Consider the following 21977-nt stretch of genomic DNA (forward strand, 5'->3'; position numbering starts at 1 on the left):
CAGCTACAGTAATTTCCGATGTGAATTTTAGATGATTGGTATTTTGTTAAACAGATGAAATTTGTCAGGTTAACAACATTGCAAATGTCATGTTGCAGTGCAAACACGCTCGTGGACGAATTTAAATTAATTTTGGGCAACAGTGTTTTACGGTAGTATGTATTTTGATTCCATCCGTAACGTTGTCTGATGACCAGCTTGAATTTGATGACCCTTCTGTGCCACGCTGGCCTGGCGCCCCGAGTGAAGGAACTGCCATGAGCAAGATTTTGCAGTTCACTTGTATAGTGATGAGTGCACTGCTTGCCGGCGTCCCTGTTGCCCCGGTGCGCGCCGCAACCCTGACCATGGCGTGCGATTCCATCGGCCACGGGGCCAGGGTGTGCGAGGAGGGCGTGCGGGAGTGGGAGCGCAAGAGTGGCCATACGGTCAAGATGCTGCTCTTGCCGCCGTCATCCTCGGAGCGCCTCACTTTGTACCGGCAGTTGCTGGACGTGAAGTCGCCCCTGGTCGATGTCTTGACCATCGATATCGTCTGGCCCGGCATTCTGGCCGACTCGCTGGTTGACCTGAGCAAACCGGCCGCGCCCACGATCAAGGAACACTTTCCCGCCATCGTCAAGAGCAATACCGTCGGTGGCCGGCTGATCGCCATGCCATGGTTCACCGATGCGGGGCTGCTCTATTACCGCAAAGACTTACTGGATAAATACAAACTGAGCGTCCCGGCCACCTGGGCCGAGCTGACCGCTACCGCGCGCACGATTCAGAAAGCCGAGCGCAGCAGCGGCCGGCGGGGGATGTGGGGTTATGTGTGGCAAGGCCGGCCGTACGAAGGGCTCACCTGCGATGCGCTCGAGTGGATCGTCAGTTTTGGCGGCGGTTCGATCGTTGAAACGTCGGGCGCCGTTACGGTCGACAACCCGGCATCGATCGCCGCCTTGCGCATGGCAAAAAGCTGGATCGGCGATATTTCTCCGGTGTCGGTGCTGAGCGCGCGCGAGGAAGAGTCGCGCGCCATGTTCCAGAGCGGCGACGCGGTGTTCCTGCGCAACTGGCCATACGTCTGGTCCGTGGTCAACGCGCCGGACAGCCCGGTGCACAACAAGGTCGGCATCGCCGTCTTGCCGCGCGGGCCTAACGGCGCGGCCGGCACCACGCTGGGCGGCCACCAATTGGCCGTATCGAAGTTTTCGCGCAATCCCGACCTGGCCATCGACCTGGTGATGTTCCTGACCGGCCGCCAGGAGCAAAAGCGGCGCGCCGTCGTGCTTGGGGTGAGTCCGACGATCGGCAGTCTGTACCAGGATGCGCAATTGGTCGCCATGAACCCTTACCAGGAAACCTTGCGCGCGGCCGCCGCCAGCGCAACTCCGCGCCCCTCCAGCGTTACCGGGCGCAAGTATGAGCAGGTCAGTTCCGAAGTGTGGAAGACCGTGTCCGGCGTACTGGCCGACGGCAAAGACCCGGCGTCCAGCGTCAAGGCGCTCGAGGCGACACTGAACGCCATGCACACCGAGCGCACATGGTAAGCGCGCCCCAAGGCACACCGCAGCTGAGCCGGCCAGCCTACTTGGCTGCCATCGGCGTTGCCGTGCTGGTCATTGGCTTCGCCCTGACCATGTTGCTGGCCTGGCACTGGCACCTGGTGCGCCTGATCCAGTGGCGCGCCGAGTACGCGCCGATCCAGTTCAACGCCGCCCTTGGCCTGCTCGCCAGCGCCGTGGGCTTGCTGGCGTTGACGGCCGGCGCGCGCCGCAGCGCCGTGCTGTGCGGCGCGCTCGGCATACTGCTGGGCACGCTGACGCTGGCGCAATACGGTTTCGGCCTCTCGCTCGGCGTCGACACGCTGTTTCTCGACCCGTATCTGACCGGCCACACTTCCACCCCCGGGCGCATGGCGCCCAACGCGGCATTGTGCCTGGTCTTGACCGGGCTCGCGCTGGTCTGCCTGGCCGCGCGCAACGCGCTTGCCGCGACCGTGGCGGGGCTGGCCGGCTTGCTGTGCGGCGGCGTGGCAGTGTTGGCCGTTGCCGGCTACGCGGCCAACGTCACGATGGCTTACGAGTGGTTCGGTTTCACGCAGATGGCCTTGCCCACGGCGCTCGCGTTCAGTCCCCTGGCCTGTGCCTTGCTGCTCCACAGCGCCAGCCGCTGGCAGGCGCACCGCATGCTGCGCCGCCTGTGGCGCCCGCTGATGGTTGCCGGCGTCATGAGCGCCATGACCTGCGGTATGTGGCTCAGTCTGCTCGACGCGGAACGCGCGCAGTTGCAGCGGACCGGCAAGGACGAGATGGTGAAATTCATTTCGCGCGTGAGCGCGCCGGTCGCCTCGCGCATCGCCGCGCTGGGCCAGATGCAGCGCCGCTGGGAGTTTCGCGGCGCCACGCCGCGCGCCGAATGGGAGGCCGATGCGGCCGCGCTGCAGGAGGCGCCGGGTTACTTTCGCGCCGTCCAGTGGGTCGACCCGGAGCGCATCGTGCGCTGGGTGGTGCCGCTGGAAGGCAATGAGGGTGCGCGCGACATCGACCTGGGCGCCGAACTCAATGGCCTGGCCGCGCTGGAAGTGGCGCGCGTCAAGCGCACCCTGAGCGTGACCCACGTCATTGCGCTGGCCCAGGGCGGCGACGGCTTCATGGCGATCCAGCCTTTGTTTGACGGGCCGCGCCTTGATGGGTTTATTGTCGGCGCATTCCAGGTGCAGCCGATGATCGCGCGCGCCGTGAGCCAGAGCGAGTTCGCCAACGGGTATGCGATCCAGGTGTCGGACGGCGAGCGCAAGCTGTTTGGCCTGCGCGACGAGTTGCTGCCCGATGCGGGCCTGGTGCATGAAGGCGTGCTGCCGTTTCATGACGTGCGCTGGCAGGTGCGCATGTGGCCCACGCCCGCGTTCGTGGCGGAGCAGTCGTCCTGGCTGCCGTGGACCGTGCTGGGCACCGGGCTGTTGGTCGCCTTGCTGCTCGGGCTCATCATGCTGCTGATCCGGGTGGCCGACGAGCGCGCCCAGGAATTGCGCGTCGAGATCGGCGTACGCACCCGGGCCGAGCAGGAAAACGCGCTCCTCATTTCAGAGCTGGAAGTCGTGTTTGCCAACGTCATCGTCGGCATTGCGCTGATCAAGGACCGGCACACCGTGCGCTGCAATGAGCAGTACGCCGAGATCTTGGGCTACCAGATGGTGCAGGTGGTCGGCCGGCCGGTCTTGCCGGGCCACCCGAGCGAAGCGGTGGCGCGCGAAGTAGGCACCGCGGTCGATATCGCGCTGGCGGCCGGCCAGTCGTTCACGGTCGACCTGGAGCTGGCGCGGCACGACGGCAGCCTGTTCTGGGCCGCGTGCTTTGGCAAGGCCCTCGACCCGCATGACATCAAAAAGGGGACGGTGTGGGTGCTCGAGGATATTTCAGGGCGCAAGTCGGCCGAAGAGCAGCTCATTTACCAGGCCCAGCATGACGCGCTGACGGGACTGGCCAACCGCACCATGCTGGCCGACCGGCTCAACATGGCCGTCAACCATGCGGCGCGCCACAAGCACCAGATGGCCGTCTGCTATATCGACCTGGACCGGTTCAAGTACGTCAACGACACCTTCGGCCATGCGACCGGCGACCAATTGCTGCTCGCCGTCGCCCAGCGGCTGCTCGGCTCGGTGCGCGACACCGATACCGTGGCCCGGCTGGGCGGCGATGAATTTGCCGTGGTGCTGTCCGAAGGCATCGATCCGCAGGTGGTGGCCACGGTGCTGCAGCGCATCCTGGACAATATCTGCGCCACGCTGGAGCTGGGCGGCCAACCGTTTTCCGTCAGCGGCAGTATCGGCGTGGCCATCTATCCGGAGCATGGACTCGATGCGCAAACCTTGCTCAAGCGCGCCGACGAAGCCATGTACCAGGCCAAGCAGGCCGGGCGCAACAACTGGCGCGCCTATGCGCCGGCGGTGGTCGAGCCGGCCTGAGCCGGCGCACTCGGACAAGTGTCTTACCCGCTGTCGATAGACAGCGGGTTGCAGTCCGGATAACATCGGCTGTTTCCACCACCGATAGATAAGCGATGCGCAAACCTCCCCTGTGCGACGACGAGATCGTGCGACTGCTGATAGCCAGCAATATGGAACACGTTAGCAAGGAAAGGCGCACGACCCGATGGCCGGAAGGCATGATCAAGGTGCGCATTCTCGCGCCAAGCTCTCCCACCGGGATGCGATATAGTCCGCTGGTCGACGATGCGATCAGCACCACCAATCGTACGCTGGGCTTTTGTTTGCTTGGCCGGGTTGATCGCGGCGCTGGCGATATCCGGGTCGCATTTGATACAGCTTCCGAGCCGTCGAAGGGAAAAACGTATCAGGAGTACGCCGCCAACGTGTCCGATCGCGCCGGTTCAGGGGAATTGATCATCTGCGATAGCAGTGGCGTGATGAGTGCGCCCGTATGGATCAACATCGGTCACGCCGAGCATGAGACAGGTCCATGCAACTGCAAAGTGAACGTAGAAACAGTCATCCACGAATTTGGCCATGCGCTGGGACTGGAGCGCCATTTCGATGGATTTGGTGAGGGACCGGCCATATCGCCCGCGTTCTGGGCCGTGCTGGCCAAGCTGTACACGCATCGTCCAGAATGCCCTTTCGATGACTTGGCCGCATGCCACATCGACGGCAGCGCCAACCCGCAAGGAAAATGACATGAAGTGGTACCTGTACGCGGTGTTGGCGGGACTGGTCTACCTGGCCTCGAAATTCGCGCGCCTGTTGCCGCATGCGTATGAATCGGTCGCCGTCATCGGCGCGCTGATATTGTCCTTTGGCGTGGCGCCGCTGTTGCTGCGGCGCGCACGGCAAGCGTCAGATCGCGCTTCTGCCTTGGCCGCAACGCCGGCGCAGGCCGTGCTGCACCGCACCGGCGAAAAATTTTCCCTGTATCTCAGATCATTTGACCTCGATGCCGTCAGGCCAAGCGACGGCGCCCTGAATCGCCACCTTCTCGGCGCGTTGAGCATGCCGTCCGAAACGGAGGAAGTGTCGCTGGTGGCGAAATTAAGCGTCCTGGCGCCCGTTGTCGCGGTAGGCAGACCGGGCAGCGATGGGGCAAGTCAGCTTGGCGCTTACAGATACTACGTGCCGGACAGCGAGCATTGGCAGGACAGGGTGCGCGCCTTGATTATGAAGGCGCATCTCATCATCGTCCGCGTGGGTGAGATGACCCCGGGCCTGGTCTGGGAGCTTGAAAACATCAGGGACCAGAGGCAATTTTCCAGGACGGCACTGATAGTGTGCGGCTGCGATGATCGCGACGCAGCCTACGCCAAACTGCTGCCTTTTTTACCAGCCGGCATGCGCGCGCGCATGCCGGCGTGCGTGGAAGATGTTCGGGCTGTCTACATAGATTCCCTTGGAAAAACTCATTTGCTGCGCAAGAAAATGGCCGTGAGCGCCACCATTGAACACTGGGTAACTGATGCCTTGCTGGAAATAATGTCATCGGACGGGGGCCCGGGCGATCCGCCTGCGGCACCGGCTGCCAGTTATTCCATCGCCGGCGTGCGCTGCTGGCCACGTGAAACAATCGGATGGACGCCTAAAGGCTCCCTTGCCGGCAAAATTGCCATTTCATCAGACGGTTTCCATTTTCTTTCATCGGGCTCGTCGTTGATAAAAGAACTCAACGCGCAAAGGTCGTCCATTGCATCGGCGAACGCGACAGAAAGTCTGGACATGGATGCGCTGGCCAATTCCGGCAGCCTCACGATTGCCCATGCTGATCTGCTTGGGATGGAGGTCGTGGGTTCGCTCCTGCAAACACCACACATAAAAATAGTATTCATGGACTCGTCAGGCGAAATCAGCCATTGTTCGCTTGCACTCGATGGGAACGCCCGCAACACGTTGGAAAATTTGAACCTGATCGTCAAGAACGCTATCTGCATGGGGCAATTCGCCGAAGACCAGACATCGCTGTTGCCTGAATAACAGTAATTTGTTGCAATACGGCATTTTTTGATCTGCATCAATCCAGATCTTGATACCGATCAGTAAGCTTGAGCCACATTGTTGAAATGACGAAGTGGTGAAACTTTTCCCCCGGCAGCTGGGTCACGTGCAACCGACCGCGCACGCGCACGTCACCGTCGAGGCCGTAAAGGCCGACGCACCGCTTATTCCTCAATGTTGACGGTCCCTCACAGGGCAGGGCCTGCCTGGCCCTGTCCGGCCCGAAAAATTCCCACCGAACTGATTGCATCAAGGAGTATCGCCATGCGCAACAATGGACCCGTTACCGGTCAGGAGATCGAGGTCGCGCCAGAGCAGGCGATCGTTTCCAAGACGGACCTGCGAGGAATCATCACTTACACCAATCCCTATTTCGTTGCCATCAGCGGTTATAGCGCGGAGGAACTGATTGGTGCGCCGCAAAATATTTTGCGCCACCCCGACATGCCGCCTGCAGCCTTTGCGGACCTGTGGGCCTCGCTCGAGGCGGGTTTGCCGTGGACCGGCCTGGTGAAGAACCGCTGCAAGAATGGCGACCATTACTGGGTGCGGGCGAACGTCACGCCGGTCAGCGAAGGCGGCCGGCCCACCGGCTACCTGTCGGTACGGGTACGGCCCGAACGCGCCGAAGTCGAGGCGGCCGAGCGGGCTTACCGCAGTATCTCCGACGGCAATCCGCAGCGTTTAAGAGTGCACCATGGCGCGGTGGAGCGCAGCGGCGCGGCCGGGCTGTGGGCGCGCCTGCGCAATGTTTCCCTGCGCACGCGCATCTGGCTCGCCACCAGCGTCGTCAATGTGCTGCAAGGCGGCGCGTGCGTGGTCATGCTGGCAGGCCAGACCGGGCCGTTGAACCTGATGAGCTATGCCGTGGTTGGCGCCACCTTTGCCGGTTTGATCATCAACGTGCTCTTGTGGAATATGTTGCGACTTGACGTACTGCGGCCCCTGGTCCGTTCGCTGGCCGGCGCCCGCGCGATCGCGGCGGGCGACCTGTCGTGTTCATTCGACACACGTTCTACGGATGAAATGGGACAGCTGCAGCGCGCCTTGCAGCAAATGAACAGCAATCTGATCGCCACCATCCGCGACGTGCGCACCAACGTGGCGACCATGGGGGTGGCCACGCGCAGCATCGCCGCCGACAACGTCGAGCTGTCCGGACGCACCGAAGCGCAGGCGGCCAGCCTGGAGGAGACTGCGTCAAGCGTCGAACAGTTCGCCGCCACCGTCAAGCAAAACGCGGACAGTTCGGCCCAGGCCAACGTGCTCGCCGTGGCCGCATCCAGCGTGGCGGTGCAGGGCGGGGCGATTGTCGCCGATGTGATTCACACCATGGACGCGATCAATACCTCGTCCAGGAAGATTGTCGATATCATCGGCTTGATCGAAAGCATCGCGTTCCAGACCAACATTTTGGCCTTGAATGCGGCGGTGGAAGCGGCCCGCGCCGGCGAGCAGGGGCGCGGCTTTGCCGTGGTTGCGGCCGAGGTACGCAGCCTGGCCCAGCGCAGCGCCACCGCTGCCAAGGATATCAAAAACCTGATCGATGTGTCGGTCGGTAAAGTGGACATCGGCATGGTGCAAGTCAAGCGGGCCGGCACCACCATGGAGCAGGTGGTGGCGTCCGTCCAGCAGGTCACGGCCATCATGCAGGACATTGCCACTGCCTCGCATGAGCAAAGCATCGGCGTGGACCAGGTCAATGCCGCTATCGCGCACATGGACCAGGTGACCCAGCAGAACGCGGCAATGGTCGAACAAGGCGCGGCAGCAACGGCCAGCCTGGCGCTTGAAGCGGTGGGACTGGAGGACGCCGTGAGCCTGTTCAAATTCGGGCCGGTGGCGGCTGTCGCGCGCACCCGGATGGCGGGCAGAGCAAGCCAGCCCCGTCGCACGCCAGTGCCGCTGCGGATCGCCGGCTAAATCCAAGGTGAGCTAAGATAGCCTTGGCCTTGGCCTTGGCCATGACCTTGGCAAAGTCCGTGCCGCCTGTGCCGCGCTTGCCATTTTTTTCTGGCCAGAAACAAAACCAGCGGTTTCGACAACGCGGCAGCAATCGGCTCCCGCGCAACATCGCCAGGAGAACGCATGGATCCCACATCGAGCCGGGAACACGATCACCATCTGGCGCCGCAAGCGGGGAGCACGCACAATCTGCGTGACCCGGTATGCGGCATGACGGTTTCCGTCAATCCGGACAAGCACGTCCTGCACCAGGGGCGCGACTACTATTTTTGCAGCACGGGGTGCCGCGACAAGTTTCGCGTCAACCCCGCTACCTACCTCGATCCCGAGGGCGCCGTGACTGCTGAACCGGTCGCGCCGGGCGCCATCTTTACCTGCCCGATGCATCCGGAAATCCGCCAGCCGGCGCCCGGCAGTTGCCCGATCTGCGGCATGGGACTGGAACCGTTGATGCCGTCGCTCGACGAAGAGGAAAACCCGGAGTTGCGCGATTTTCGCCAGCGTTTCTGGTGGACCTTGCCCCTGTCCGTGGCCGTCTTTGCGCTGGCGATGTTTGGTCACATGCTGTTTCCAGCCGGTCTTCCGCATCAAAACTGGCTTGAGCTGGGGCTCAGTACGCCCGTCGTCTTGTGGGCCGGCTGGCCGTTTTTCGCGCGCTTTGCGCAATCGATACGGCATCGCAGCCCCAACATGTGGACCTTGATCGGTTCCGGCGTGGGGGCGGCGTACGGCTATAGCATCGTCGCCACCTTGGCCCCGGACCTGTTCCCGCCGAGTTTTGCCACGCACGCGGGGCGCGTCGGCGTCTATTACGAGGCAGCGGCGGTGATTGTTTCACTGACGCTGCTGGGACAGATTCTGGAACTGCGCGCCCGCTCGCAAACCTCGGCCGCCATCAAGTCGCTGCTGGGATTGGCGCCCAAGACCGCGCGCAAAATCCGGCCGGACGGCACCGAAGAAGACGTGCCGCTGACCCATATCCACATTGGCGACGCGCTGCGCGTGCGGCCCGGCGAGAAAGTGCCGGTGGACGGCACCGTGGCCGAGGGCGAGAGCGCGGTGGACGAATCAATGCTCACCGGGGAACCGATGCCGGTGACAAAGCGCGCCGGGGACAAGGTCATCGGCGCGACACTCAATACCAGCGGCAGTCTCATCGTCCATGCGGACAAGGTGGGCGCCCAGACCATGCTGTCCCAGATCGTGCAGATGGTCTCGCAGGCGCAGCGCTCGCGTGCGCCGATGCAGCGGCTGGCTGACGTAGTGGCGGGCTATTTTGTGACGGTGGTGCTGGCCATCGCCGTCCTCACCCTGCTTGCCTGGGGCGTTTTTGGTCCCGCGCCGAGCTGGGTGTACGGCTTCGTCAATGCCGTGGCGGTCCTGATCATTGCCTGTCCGTGCGCGCTGGGTTTGGCAACGCCCATGTCCATCATGGCGGCAACCGGCAGGGCGGCAACGCAGGGGATATTGTTTCGCGATGCCGCCGCGATCGAGCTCTTGCGCAAGGTCGATACGCTCATTGTCGACAAGACTGGCACGCTCACTGAAGGGCGGCCCGTATTTGAGCGCGTCGTCGCCATGCCGCTCTTTACGGACGACCATGTGCTGCGCATGGCGGCAAGCATCGATCAGGGCAGCGAACACCCGCTGGCGCGGGCCATCGTCGACCAGGCGCTCAAGCGCAAGCTCGTGCTTGACAAGCCCACCAGTTTCGAGTCGTCCAGTGGCATTGGCGTACGGGGCGTGCTTGGGGGCCAACAAATTACACTGGGCAATACCGCCCTGATGGACGAAGAAAAAGTCGAATGGAAAGCGCTGTCGGCACAGGCGGAAGAAATGCGCGAAGAGGGCGCCAGCGTCATGTATCTGGCGGCCGATCGCCAACTGGTGGGCATCATCGCGGTCTCCGATCCGATCAAGGGGAGCAGCCTGGCCGCCTTGAACGCGCTGCGGGAAGCGGGCATGTCGGTGATTATGGCGACCGGGGATGGCGCAACGACGGCGCAAGCTGTCGCCCGGCGCCTTGGTATTGCCGAGGTGTATGGCGAAGTCAAGCCGCGCGACAAGCTCGCGCTGGTTGAACGCTTGCAAGGCGAGGGGAAAGTGGTGGCCATGGCTGGTGACGGCATCAATGACGCACCGGCCCTGGCGAAAGCCGATGTCGGCATTGCCATGGGAACCGGTACCGATGTGGCGATCAACAGCGCCCACCTGACGCTGGTAAAAGGGGACTTGCTGGCGATCGCGCGCGCCCGTTCCCTGTCGATCGAGACGGTGCGCAACATGCGCCAAAACCTCGGCTTTGCCTTTATTTACAATGCACTGGGTATTCCGCTTGCTGCCGGACTTCTTTATCCTTTCACGGGACAATTGCTATCGCCCGTGATTGCCGCGCTGGCAATGAGCCTCAGTTCTGTGTCCGTCATCACCAACGCGCTGCGCTTGCGCCGGTCGGCAAAATGATGGTCGCAGGCATGACACGAGAGGCGGGCCCGGCCGCCAGCACGGACAGGCGTTCGGATGCTGTCCTGCTATAATCCGCCGACAACTTATACTTTCCTTTTTTGTGCGCCGACTCATTTGCCTACTGTTGCTCATCTGCCTGCCTTTGCAAAGCTTCGCTTCGCAAGTGGCCGGCGTGCGATCGTCAACAGTGGCCACGCTGGCCCATGACGCGGCGCGTATGGCACAGTTGCATCATCATGACGGCGACGGCGCGATCCACTACGACGATTCGGACGAGTCGGTCGCGCATGCGGGCGAACACTCGGCGCCTGTGCAGTTGTTCTTGATAAACCGCTTGCACAGCGTATTGAGCGTGTCCCTGTTCTCGTTGGCCGATTATCCTGAACCGGCCTCCTACATACCCTATCCTTTCCTGGACGATCCCCAACGTCCTCCGGCATTCGCCCCCGGTCTCGCTACCGGGGGATAAACGCACCAGCTCGGTTCAGACGGCGTAGCGTTGCTACGCCCGTGCGCTTACCTCTTGTGAATGTTTCTGTCACCAGTGGAGTAATCATGCACGTCAACCAACTGCGCGCGCTATTGTGCTGCGCAATTCTTGTATTTTCCTTGGGCGTTAGCGCCGCACCCGAGGCGTCCGCCACTTTGCATGCGCTCGTTGAGCAGGCCTGGCTACGCTCGCCTTCCTTGCGCGGCGCAATTGCCCGCCAAGAGGAAGTCGATGCCGCGCGCGCCTTGTCAGGTTCATGGGTCGCCGGGCAGCCGATTCTGGAGCTGTCGCAGCGCACGGGCCGCTCGGGCGGCCAGGACGGCGCCCGTGAATCGGAAGTGACAATGTCCGCCTCCTTCTGGACGCCCGCACAGCGCAGCGCCCGCCAGGGCCTGGCCCAGCACTCGGCAGCTGAACTGCAGAGCGAGCTGGTCAAGGTGCGTCTGGACATTGCCGGTGAGGTCAGAGCACGCCTGTGGGACGCGGCAGCGGCGCAAGCGCTGCGGGAAGAAAAAGAAGGGCAGCTCCACAATATCGAAAAGCTCGCCGACGAGGTCAAGCGCCGCGTGGCCGCGGGCGACCTGGCGCGACTTGACGCATTGCTGGCAGAACAGGAAGTGCAAGGCGCCCGCGTCGCTGTGGAACAGGCCGGCGCCGATACCAGCGCCAGCCTGGCCAAGCTGCGCATCTTGACCGGCCCCACCGGCGCGCTGCCACTCGAGCCTGAGCCGCTGGCATCGGGCAGCGATACCGGCAACCCGCGCGTGCTGGCTGCGCGGGCAACCCAAAGCCTGGCACAAGCGACCCTTCGTCTGGCCCAGGCCAGCCGCCGCGCGCCGCCCACGCTCGCGCTGTCGCTGCGCGAGGAACGCGATCCGTTATTGGCAGCGCCAGATCACTCCGTGGGCCTGCGCCTCCAGCTTCCCCTCGGTAGTGCAGGTCGCAATCGACCGGTCGAGGCGCAGGCACAGACGCAACTCGCTGTGGCTGGCGCAGCAGCCCTGCAGAGCGAGCAGCTCGCTCTGGCCGAGTTGGACCTGGCCCGCGCCCGCATCGAGCACGCCCGTACTGCGCTCGCTGCCGCCGGCGCCAGAGTAAGCGCCATGCGCGAGCACGAGCAGCTCATTGAAAAAGCTTTCCGGCTCGGTGAACGGGGCCTGGCCGACATGCTGCGTTCGCATGCGCTGGCCCATGAAGCCAGGCTGGCACGCCGCCAACAAGAAATTGCACTGGGCAGGGCGCACGCTGAATTTAACCAGGCATCAGGAGTATTGCCATGAAACTTTTTGCATCCATGATTGTTGTGCTATCGCTGATGTCGGGCGCTTTCGCCTCGCCCGGGGCCCACGGCCCGAACGGCGAGCATCTGGACGGCCAGGCCAATACCGGCCCTGCCGGCAGCGTGCCGCGCGTCGAAACCTTTACTGAAATGTTCGAGCTCGCAGGCCAACTGTCGGGCGGCGAGCTGTCCGTCATGATCGACCGCTACGAGACCAACGAACCGGTGTTGAACGGGACGCTGGAAGTGCAATACAAGGACCTGAAAGCACTCGCGAAATTTCATGCCGACATGGGCGACTATGCAATCGACGATGAGAAGCTGCTCAAGGAATTATCCAAGCCGGGCAAGCACGCGCTGCTGTTCACGTTTGTAGCGGGCGAAGAGAGCGACCTGCTTGAAGGGACTCTTGAAGTGCCATCCAGCGGAACATCCAGCGCGACGTCCAGCGCAATGCACGAACATCAGCACACGTCTTACTGGACCTGGGCAGCGCTTGCGGCGCTGGCCGCTGGCGCAGTGTTCGCCCTGGTTTTCTTCTTGCGCCGCCGCGCCCGGAAAGTCACATCATGAAAAAATATACGCTCAGTTTCATCGGGGCGCTGGCGATGCTGTGCGCCGCGCTGCCTGCCCAGGCCTCACCCGGGGCGCACGGCCCCAACGGCGAACATCTCGACGCCCAGCTTGTTTCATCAGGCTCCGGCCTGGCCCGGCTGCCCGACGGCAGCGTCAACGTTCCCAAGCTGGCACAGCGGCGCATGACCATTCGTACGCTGATGGTGCAAGAGAGCGATGTGCCGCAGACCGTGGAACTGAACGGACGCACCAGCATCGATCCGAATGCGGGCGGCAGAGTGCAAGCGCCTTTCGCCGGGCGCATTGAAGGCGGCGCGGCGGGCATTCCAACGGCCGGTACTGCGGTACGCAAGGGCCAGGTGCTGCTCGTGCTGCGGCCCGTGGCGCCAGCTTTTGAACGGGGCAACCAGCAGGCGCAGTTGGCCGAGGCGCGCGCGCAGCGCACCTTGCTCGAACAGCGCGTCAAACGCCTGGTGGCGCTGGAGGGAGTCGTCCCTGCCAAGGATATCGACGCCGCAAGGGCAGAACTTGCCGGCACCGTGGGCCGGGAGCGCGCTGTTGCCAACGCCGTCAACGGGCGCGAGGAAATCGTCGCATCGGCCAGCGGCGTCATCGCCAGCGCAAACGTCCTCAATGGGCAAATCGTCGAGGCGCGCGATGTGCTGTTCGAGATTGTCGACCCAGAGCGCATGATGGTCGAGGCCCAGGTGACGGATCCGCAGATCGCCGGCAGTATCGTGGGCGCCCACCTGGCCGGCTTGCCGGGCGTTGAACTGACGCTCGCCGGGCTCAGTCGCACCTTGCGCGACGGCGCTTTGCCGATCAGCTTTCGCGCCAAGGGCAAGGCGCTGCCGCTGGCGGTAGGCCAGAGCGTCACCGTCATTGCACGCTTGCGCGCGAGCGTGCGCGGGGTCGCTTTGCCCGCAGCGGCGCTGGCGCGCAACCCTGCCAACCAAACCATCGTCTGGATCAAGTCCGGCGCGCAGCGATTCATCGCTCTGCCGGTCGAAGCGAGCGCGATCAATGCCACCACCGTGGTCGTGACCAAGGGCCTGAGCGGTGAAAACCGGGTTGTGGTCTTGGGCGCTTCCCTGATTAACCAGATCCGGTAGCGCCATGTTCAATTCCATAGTGCGATTTAGTCTTCACAACCGGATCTTTGTCCTGGTGGGGGCATTCTTGCTGATGCTGTTCGGGGCAATGACGGCAACCCGTACCCCGGTTGACGTGTTCCCCGACCTGAACAAGCCGGTTGTCACCGTGCTGACCGAAGCGGGCGGCATGGCCCCCGAGGAAGTCGAACAGATCGTTACCTTTCCAGTGGAAACGGCGTTGAACGGCATGCCAGGCGTGACCCGGGTGCGCTCGGTCTCCGGCGTGGGGCTGTCGATTGTGTATGCGGAGTTCGAGTGGGGCACCGACGTGTACCGCAACCGCCAACTGGTGGCCGAGCGCATCGCGCTGGTCAAGGAGCAGCTGCCGGCGACGATATCACCGTCCATGGGGCCGGTGTCGTCGATCATGGGCGAAATCATGCTGATCGCGCTGCCGATCGACGTCAAGGCAACCGACCCGATGAAAGCGCGCGAGTATGCCGACTTCGTCCTGCGACCGCGGCTGCTGTCGATTCCCGGCATCTCGCAGGTCATCCCCATCGGCGGCGAAGTGCGCCAGCTGCGGGTCGAACCCGATCCGGCGCGCATGGCCCAGCACGACGTGACGCTCGAGCAGCTCACGCAAGCGCTGCGCTCGTTCGCGGCGAACACGTCCGGCGGATTTATTGACCTCAACAGCCGCGAGTACCTGATCCGCAACCTGGCGCGCACCAACCGCCTGGAAGATCTGCAAGGTTTGCCGCTGGCCTACCGCAACGGCACGCCGCTGCTGCTGTCCCAGGTTGCCAATGTGCGCTTCGCGCCGGCTTTCAAGCGCGGCGATGCAGGCTTGAACGGACTACCGGCGGTGATTGTAAGCGTGCAAAAGCAGCCCGCCGGCGACACCGTGCGCCTGACGCGCGATATTGAAACGGCGCTGTCTGAACTAAAGCAGGGACTGCCTGCAGGCATTGCACAACCCGTCGTGCTGTTCAGGCAGGCCACCTTTATCGACAATTCCATCGGCAACGTCGTCGAAGCCTTGCGCGACGGCGCGATCCTGGTGGCGATCATCCTGTTCGCGTTTTTGCTCAGTGCCAGGACCACCCTGATCTCGCTGGTCGCCATTCCGCTTTCGCTGGCCGTTACCGCGCTGGCCTTCAAACTGTTGGATCAGTCGATCAATGTCATGACGCTCGGCGGGCTGGCGATTGCCATTGGGGAGCTGGTTGACGACGCCGTGGTCGACGTTGAAAACATCGTGCGCCGGCTGAAGCAGCGCGCGCCGGACGTGCCGGTGCTGGAAGTGATCTGGCGCGCCTCGGTGGAGGTGCGCTCGGGGATCGTCTACGCGACCGTGATCGTAGTGCTGGTATTTGTGCCCTTGTTTGCGCTGCCCGGTATCGAGGGCCGGTTGTTCGCGCCGCTGGGCATCGCCTACATCGCCTCGATCCTGGCCTCGATGCTGGTGTCGATGACGGTCACCCCGGTGCTGGCCTATTACCTGCTGCCGGGGATGAAGCGGCTAAAGCACGACGACAGCCCAATCGTGCGCCGCATCAAGCAGTGGGACACTGGCGTACTTGCCTGGTCCTTCCCGCGCATGAACGCCATCCTGGCCATTGCGCTGGTCGCCGTGCTGCTGGCCCTGGCGTCGGTACCGTTTTTCCCGCGCGTCTTTCTGCCCGCCTTTAACGAAGGCTCGCTCGTCATGGGCATGACGTTTATGCCCGGTACATCGCTCGGTGAGGCGAACCGGATGGGCGCGCTGGCGGAAACCCTGATCGGCCAGGTGCCGGAGGTGAGCAAGGTAGGGCGGCGCACCGGCCGCGCGGAGCTCGACGAGCATGCCGAGGGCGTGCACTCGTCCGAGATCGATGTGGACCTCAAGGCATCGACGCGCAGCCGCGAACAGATCATGGCGCAGATCCGCAATCAGATGGCCTCGATCCCGGCCTCGGTTGCGATCGGCCAGCCGATCTCGCACCGCCTCGACCATCTTTTGTCGGGTGTGCGCGCCCAGATCGCGCTCAAGATCTATGGGGACGATATCGACACCTTGCGCGGCCTGGCCGAAGACTTGCGTGTTCGCCTCGGCGCGGTCGCGGGCCTGGTGGACCTGTCGGTGGAGCGGCAAGTGCTGATCCCGCAGATCAAGGTTCGGATCGACTACCGCAAGGCCGCGCAACACGGGCTGGCCGGCGGCCAGGTCGTCGCGGCCTTGCAAGCGCTCAGCGAGGGCACGACGGTGACCCAGGTCATCGACGGCGCGCGCCGCTTTGAACTGGTGGTCCGTCTTGCCGACAGCAGCCGCAGTCCGCAGGATCTGGCGCGCGTCATGATCGACAGTCCGTCCGGGCGCGTTGCCCTTTCATCGATTGCCACAGTCGAGGAAGGGGACGGACCCAACCAGATTGGTCGCGAAAATGGCCGCCGCCGCATCGTCGTCTACGCCAACACCGATGGTTCGAGCATGTCGCGCATCATTGGCGACGTGCGACGCGAGGTCGCTGCCAGGGCGCTCCCGGGCGGGTACTTTATCAGTATCGAAGGACAGTTCCAGGCTCAGGAGCAGTCGCAGCGCTTGATCATGGTCCTGTCCTTGAGTTCACTGCTGCTGATCTTTTTGGTGCTGTATTCACGCTACCGCTCTTCGACCCTGGCGCTTGTCATCATGGGCAACATTCCGTTTGCGCTGGTGGGCAGCGTCATCGCCATGTGGATTGCCGGCGTTTCGCTGTCGGTGGCCTCCATGGTCGGATTCATTACCTTGGCTGGCATCGCCACGCGCAATGGCATTTTGAAGGTCAGCCACTACATCAATCTGTGCAAATTCGAGGGCGAGCAGTTTGGCTGGCCCATGATCGTGCGCGGCTCGATTGAGCGATTGACGCCGGTGATCATGACAGCGCTTGTGGCAGCGTTCGCGCTGGCGCCACTGCTGATGGCCGCCGACGCACCAGGCAAGGAAATACTCCATCCCGTTGCGGTCGTCATCTTCGGTGGCTTGATCAGCTCGACGATTCTTGATTCCTTGTTGACGCCCTTGCTGTTCTACCGGGTTGGACGTGCCCCACTGGAGCGCCTGGTCGCGCTGGACGAAAAAGATAGCTTTTAACTAGTTCTACGGGTGAAGTTGCGGCGCCCGCCCATCAGGCCGCCACATTTTTTGGAGATTGAAATGAAAAAACTTATCGCGCTCAGCGCCATTGCCATCAGCGTCAGCATGGCAATCTCGGGCCAGGCCCTTGCGCATGGCGCCAAGCCAAAACATGGTGGCGTCATCAACAGCGCCCGCGACCTCACCTTTGAACTGGTGGGCAAGGACGGCAAGGCTGTTATTTACGTCGACGATCATGGCGCGAACCTTGCAACTGCCGGCGCCACCGGGACCCTCACTGTGCTGTCCGGTGGAAAAAAGAGCGAGACTGTACTGCAACCAAGCGGCGCCAATACCTTGACGTCAAAAACGCCAATCGAGCTTGCGGGCGGCGCCAAGGCTGTCGCTTCAATCACCCTGGCTGGCAAGGAAGCGGTCAGCGTGCGTTTTTCGCATAAGTAAGCGAGAAGAACGTCGATCACACACTATCCGTGCGTTTCGCAATCGCCCGCCTGCGTCTTAATTGATACAGGCTTTTAAGTTTTGATGTAGGTCAACGAAGTTTCACATGCAACAGGAGTCCATCGCTGCTGAACAAATCGTCCGCGTCTTGCCAAATATAATGAAAACCAAAAAGAAAGTGCGCTCGGCAAATGTCGATGCGCTCAAGACAATTTGCCATACGGTTGCATTGCTGGTCCTGGTCGCCCCTGCCGCGCCGGTCTTTGCGCGGCAGTGGCGGGTGTCGTCAACATTGTCACCAAGCGCCCACGCGTCAACGCGGGCCAGTTCCAAGCCAGCCTTGGGACCCAGGGCAGCTGGAATGTTGCCATGAGTCGCGACATCGTGTTGACGGACAAGGTGCGCATGAACCTGACGGCCGACCTGTTCCACACCGACGGCTACCAGACGACACCGGCTGCCTACCTGCACCGTTTCCCGGAAAAGCAGCCGACGCGGGCTGATCATCGCAACCTGTCGATGATGGTGCACGCGCAGCCCGATGCGACCTTGGGCGGCTATGTGCGCCTTGGCTGGCACGAGCAGAATCAGCAGATTGGCTACCAGTACAGAGAAAATCGGCAGAAGGGCCCGGACATCGCCATGCATATAGAAAAAGCTGCCGAACCGGGCCACTACTAGGGCGGAACCAGCTGCCTGAGCAGCACCAGCGCCGCCCTGACACCTGACAAGACCAGCGGCCCGGTCGTGCAGTTCTATTCGCAGCAGGGCCGCCTGCGCTACCGCGAGAGCGGCAGCTCGCTGATCTACTCAAGCCACCCCGGCCAGACGTTTTACGCGCTCACGACCGGTTTCGACTTCCGGCGTCTGTCGACCAAGGACACCGAACAGTTTTTCAACACGCCACAGTCGCCCTCGGCGCCGCAAGGGCGGTTCGACAGCGGCACGCAAGGGCAGGGCGTGCAGACCTTTTATGGACTGTACGGGCAAGTGAAGGCGGCGCCCGTCAAAGCGCTCGACATCACGCTCAGCGGCCGCGTCGACCGCTACGCGATCGATGGACGCGCCAACACGCGCACGCTGGCCAATGGCGTCGTCAGCGGCGGTGCGCTTCCCGATTCCGGCAAGACGGCGTTCAACCCCAGCATCGCCGCGCGCTACGAACTGAGCGAGCCGCTGTCGCTGCGCGCCGCAGCCTACAGAGCCTTCCGGGCGCCCGGTTTCAACAACCTGACGCGCACCTTCGGTACGGGGACGAGCACCACCATCGCCAATCCCGACCTGGCGCCGGAAACGCTGCTCGGCGTCGAGGCCGGCGCCGATTACCGCGCCAATGGGCTGACGCTGGGGCTCACCTACTTTCGCTACAACATCACCGATATGATTGCCACCTTTACCGCGCGTGCCGGCAATGCACCGGGGCAGGTTCAGCTGATCTGCGGCGGCGCCACACTGCCAACCTGCGGCGGCGCCGCGCGCTACTACACCAATGACCAGGATGGCGTTGCCCATGGCCTCGAATCGAGCGCGACCTGGCGCTACTCGAAGCAACTGAGCATCGATCTGCATGCCATGCATACCGCCACCTACCTGACCCGGCGCAGTGCGGTCGTCACCGATCCGCTCAATGTACAGCTGGCCGGCGTTCCCGAAGACGTCGCCACGCTTGCCGTGACGTGGGCGCCCAACGACAAGTGGCGTGTGCGGGTGCAGGACCGATATATTGGTCCGATGTTCCTCGATACCACCAGCACCCCCGGTCTGCGCTTCAAACAAGGCGGCAACAGCGTGTGGGACGTGAGTACGGATTTTTCGCGTGAGCCCGCGCGTGGCGCTGTTTGCGCGCGCAACCAACATTTTCGACCGCAGTTACGGCGAGAGTGCATATCCGATCAACCAGCCGTACAATCAGACCCTGTCACCGCCGCGTGCGCTGACAGCTGGCATACGCGCAGATTTTTAGGCAGAGATCATGGATAACAAGCGACGACAGCTGATCGGGTGCTCGGCAGCTCTGGCAGCGACAGTAAGCGTGCCCGGATGGGCGCGGGACAGTATTCACGACAGTATCGGTGACAAAGCGCATGCCAATGACGCGCCACACGGCGCGGGCAGCGCGCAAAAGGCAGCCCGGCCCCAACTTGGGACATCGGCAGCCATCGATGGCAATGGGCGGCTATGGGTTGCACAGACCGAGGCCGTGGAGCAAGCCGGCGGCGGCCCGGCATTGGCGAACATCTTGCTGGCCTGGTCTGCCGACGGGGGCAAAAGCTGGACCAAAGTTGGCCCCGTGCTGGCGGCGCCGGAACGGGTGGAGGCCAACGGCGAGGGTCGGCCCAAGCTGGCCTTTGGGCCGCGCGGCCAGATGTACCTCACATATACGCAACCCCTGGACCAGCCGCATACCGGCCATATCCGCTTCGCGCGTTCCACCGATGGCGGTGTTTCCTTCTCGGCCCCCGTGACCGTTCAGCGCGACCTGGCTGCCACCGGCCACCGTTTCGACGGCATCGTTACCGACCGGCGCGGCCGCATCTTTGTCGCCTGGATCGACAAGCGCGATGGCGACGCCGCGCGAAAAGCCGGGCGAGCGTATCGGGGCGCGGCGCTGTACTATGCCGTCTCGGGCGACGAGGGCGCCAGTTTCGGGCTAGACGTCAAAGTCGCCGACCATTGCTGTGAATGCTGCCGGATCGCACTGGCTCTTACCCCGAACGGTGATGTGGCGGCCATGTGGCGCCACGTGTTCGCACCCAACGTGCGCGACCATGCAATGGCCATCCTGGTGCCGTCCGGGCGGCCCGGCGCGCTGACACGGATCAGCTTTGACGACTGGCGCATCGATGCCTGTCCCCACCACGGTCCGTCGCTCGCGTTCGACGCCAGGGGCCGCCGACACCAGGTCTGGTTCACCGGCGGCGACGAGCGCGGTGGCTTGTATTACGCGGTGGCGGGGCCGACCGGCCGGGCTGGAAAACCGGTGCGCCTGGGTGGCGCGCAGGCCGGGCACGGCGAAGTGTTGGCGGCAGGGAGCGCCGTGGCGGTGGTATGGAAAGAATTCGACGGTCAGGCAACCAAGGTGATGCTCCGGCTCTCAAGCGGCAATCGCCCCGCATGGCAGGAGCGGGCGCTGGTCACGACGCGCGGCGCATCTGACCATCCGCACCTGGTCAGTGACGGCAGCGCCATGTGGCTGGTGTGGCGCACTGAAGACGAAGGCGTCGTCGTTCACCGGGTGGAGGCTGCAGCGTGAACCTGAAAAAACGCGTCGCATCGCTGCTCGTTGCACTTTTGGGGGTTTCCGGGCTGGCGCAGGCGCATCCGATCAAGCCATTCGAGCCCGCCAGCCTTGAGCAGATCGTCGCCAGTCACCACGGCAAGCCTTTTCTGCTGCTGGTCTGGTCGATGGATTGTGAATTCTGCCAGGCCAGCCTGGACGTATTGGCGAAAGCGCGCGCTGCCGACCCCACGCTTGATATCGTCACTGTAACCACCGACCCCATGTTGGACCCCGTTTTGAGCGGGCAAGTGCGCACCCGTCTCGCATCGCTGCGGCTGCTGGACGACGCCTGGAGTTATGGCAATGAGGCGCCGGAGCGCCTGCGCTATGCCGTTGATCCCGCCTGGCACGGCGAGAAGCCCCGCAGCTATTGGTACGACGCCACGGGGAAACGAAGCGCCTATTCAGGCCTGATCAATCCGGCCAGACTAGCGCAATGGCAGCTGGTCCAAGCGAAGATGCCTGCCGGGGACCGCGGAAAAAAACGAACATCGATTCAACCGTAGCGGGGCTGATCTTTTCCAAACCTCAAGCCTGAACGCGGCAAGCTCACGTGCGCGTGTATTACCGTGTCCTCGATGATGCAGCAATATTTGATAGAATTACAAGCTTTGGTGGGGTCGCCGCTACTCCGCCAGACAGCGCGCTGTTTCCTGCAAGCGCTGTGGCTGGCGCAAATGCCGCACAAGCCGCGTCGTTTATCTGTCTAATCTCCTTTTTCGGAGCTGCCATGTCTACCCTGGAACGTGCAATCGAAATTGCAGCCGCCTCACACGCCAATCAAATCGCCCGCTGCGGCAACCCGTACATTTTGCATCCCCTGCGCGTCATGCTTGCGGTCAAGACGACCGAACAGCAGATCGCCGCCGCTCTTCATGACGTGGTCGGTGACACGCATGTGACGCTGGAAGAGCTTGCACGTGAGGGATTTTCCAGCCACATAGTCGACGCCGTCAGTGCACTGACCAAGCGTGAAGGCGAAAGCCGGATCGACGCAGCGCGTCGCGCCGCCGCGCACCCGATTGCCCTGCATGTAAAGCTTGCCGATACCCGCGACAACATGGATTTGAAGCGCATCGCCGAGCCGTATGGCAAGGATGCGCTGAGACTCAAGGAATACCATGAGGTTTGCGCTTATCTGATAGCGCAAGGAGCAGGCTGAGATCCGCATGTGGCGCGTCAAACAGGGAAGGGGGATTCATTGTTGTTACGTCCTTTGAAATCCTAGGCTCGCCGGGGCGCTAAATCCCGGGCTCTTCGAGGGCGTTCAGTAAGCTTT

17 protein-coding genes are annotated in these 21977 nt (G+C 62.9%); all 17 read left to right on the forward strand.

Annotated elements, in window-relative coordinates:
• Nucleotides 1-257: 257 nt before the first annotated feature.
• The 17 genes from ACP7BV_RS21350 (at nucleotide 258) to ACP7BV_RS21430 (ending at nucleotide 21860) form a co-directional block, all read left to right on the forward strand.
• Nucleotides 258-1532 (forward strand): ABC transporter substrate-binding protein, encoded by a 1275-nt coding sequence (locus tag ACP7BV_RS21350; protein ID WP_426106652.1) that lies wholly within the window; start codon nucleotides 258-260, stop codon nucleotides 1530-1532.
• Nucleotides 1526-3952, forward strand: coding sequence for a diguanylate cyclase domain-containing protein (locus ACP7BV_RS21355; protein WP_426106654.1), 2427 nt, complete (start codon nucleotides 1526-1528; stop codon nucleotides 3950-3952). Before ACP7BV_RS21350 ends, ACP7BV_RS21355 begins: the two co-directional genes overlap by 7 nt.
• A gap of 95 nt (nucleotides 3953-4047) precedes the next feature.
• On the forward strand, nucleotides 4048-4680 hold the full coding sequence (locus ACP7BV_RS21360; protein ID WP_426106655.1) for a hypothetical protein: 633 nt from the start codon (nucleotides 4048-4050) through the stop codon (nucleotides 4678-4680).
• 1 nt (nucleotide 4681) lies between these two features.
• Nucleotides 4682-5965: a hypothetical protein gene (locus ACP7BV_RS21365; protein ID WP_426106657.1), complete on the forward strand. Its 1284-nt coding sequence runs from the start codon at nucleotides 4682-4684 to the stop codon at nucleotides 5963-5965.
• A gap of 285 nt (nucleotides 5966-6250) precedes the next feature.
• Nucleotides 6251-7909 carry a methyl-accepting chemotaxis protein gene (locus ACP7BV_RS21370; RefSeq protein ID WP_426106659.1) on the forward strand — a complete coding sequence of 553 codons (1659 nt, stop codon included), beginning with the start codon at nucleotides 6251-6253 and terminating at the stop codon, nucleotides 7907-7909.
• Nucleotides 7910-8074: 165 nt separating this feature from the next.
• Complete coding sequence (locus tag ACP7BV_RS21375) at nucleotides 8075-10414, forward strand: heavy metal translocating P-type ATPase (RefSeq protein ID WP_426106660.1); 2340 nt, start codon at nucleotides 8075-8077, stop codon at nucleotides 10412-10414.
• Nucleotides 10415-10589: 175 nt separating this feature from the next.
• Nucleotides 10590-10886, forward strand: coding sequence for a hypothetical protein (locus tag ACP7BV_RS21380; protein ID WP_426106661.1), 297 nt, complete (start codon nucleotides 10590-10592; stop codon nucleotides 10884-10886).
• 86 nt (nucleotides 10887-10972) lie between these two features.
• Nucleotides 10973-12187 carry a TolC family protein gene (locus ACP7BV_RS21385; RefSeq protein ID WP_426106662.1) on the forward strand — a complete coding sequence of 405 codons (1215 nt, stop codon included), beginning with the start codon at nucleotides 10973-10975 and terminating at the stop codon, nucleotides 12185-12187.
• Nucleotides 12184-12759 (forward strand): hypothetical protein, encoded by a 576-nt coding sequence (locus ACP7BV_RS21390; protein WP_426106663.1) that lies wholly within the window; start codon nucleotides 12184-12186, stop codon nucleotides 12757-12759. The genes ACP7BV_RS21385 and ACP7BV_RS21390 overlap by 4 nt, the downstream gene beginning before the upstream one ends.
• Nucleotides 12756-13874, forward strand: coding sequence for an efflux RND transporter periplasmic adaptor subunit (locus ACP7BV_RS21395; protein WP_426106664.1), 1119 nt, complete (start codon nucleotides 12756-12758; stop codon nucleotides 13872-13874). The genes ACP7BV_RS21390 and ACP7BV_RS21395 overlap by 4 nt, the downstream gene beginning before the upstream one ends.
• 4 nt (nucleotides 13875-13878) lie before the next feature.
• A complete protein-coding gene (locus ACP7BV_RS21400; RefSeq protein WP_426106665.1) occupies nucleotides 13879-16974 on the forward strand; it encodes an efflux RND transporter permease subunit in 3096 nt (1031 codons plus the stop codon).
• Nucleotides 16975-17037: 63 nt separating this feature from the next.
• The gene (locus ACP7BV_RS21405) at nucleotides 17038-17418 is read left to right on the forward strand and encodes a hypothetical protein (protein WP_426106667.1); all 381 of its coding nucleotides are present in this window, start codon (nucleotides 17038-17040) and stop codon (nucleotides 17416-17418) included.
• A gap of 369 nt (nucleotides 17419-17787) precedes the next feature.
• A complete protein-coding gene (locus ACP7BV_RS21410) occupies nucleotides 17788-18099 on the forward strand; it encodes a hypothetical protein (RefSeq protein WP_426106668.1) in 312 nt (103 codons plus the stop codon).
• A 66-nt stretch (nucleotides 18100-18165) separates the two neighbouring features.
• Entirely contained in the window at nucleotides 18166-19398 is a 1233-nt protein-coding gene (locus tag ACP7BV_RS21415) for a TonB-dependent receptor domain-containing protein (protein WP_426106669.1), read from the forward strand.
• Nucleotides 19391-20671 carry a sialidase family protein gene (locus ACP7BV_RS21420; protein WP_426106670.1) on the forward strand — a complete coding sequence of 427 codons (1281 nt, stop codon included), beginning with the start codon at nucleotides 19391-19393 and terminating at the stop codon, nucleotides 20669-20671. The genes ACP7BV_RS21415 and ACP7BV_RS21420 overlap by 8 nt, the downstream gene beginning before the upstream one ends.
• Nucleotides 20668-21204, forward strand: coding sequence for a TlpA family protein disulfide reductase (locus ACP7BV_RS21425; RefSeq protein WP_426106671.1), 537 nt, complete (start codon nucleotides 20668-20670; stop codon nucleotides 21202-21204). The genes ACP7BV_RS21420 and ACP7BV_RS21425 overlap by 4 nt, the downstream gene beginning before the upstream one ends.
• 224 nt (nucleotides 21205-21428) lie before the next feature.
• On the forward strand, nucleotides 21429-21860 hold the full coding sequence (locus ACP7BV_RS21430; RefSeq protein WP_426106672.1) for an HD domain-containing protein: 432 nt from the start codon (nucleotides 21429-21431) through the stop codon (nucleotides 21858-21860).
• Nucleotides 21861-21977 lie beyond the last annotated feature (117 nt).

Source organism: Massilia sp. TSP1-1-2 (assembly GCF_049896185.1).
Lineage (GTDB): Bacteria > Pseudomonadota > Gammaproteobacteria > Burkholderiales > Burkholderiaceae_D > Telluria_A.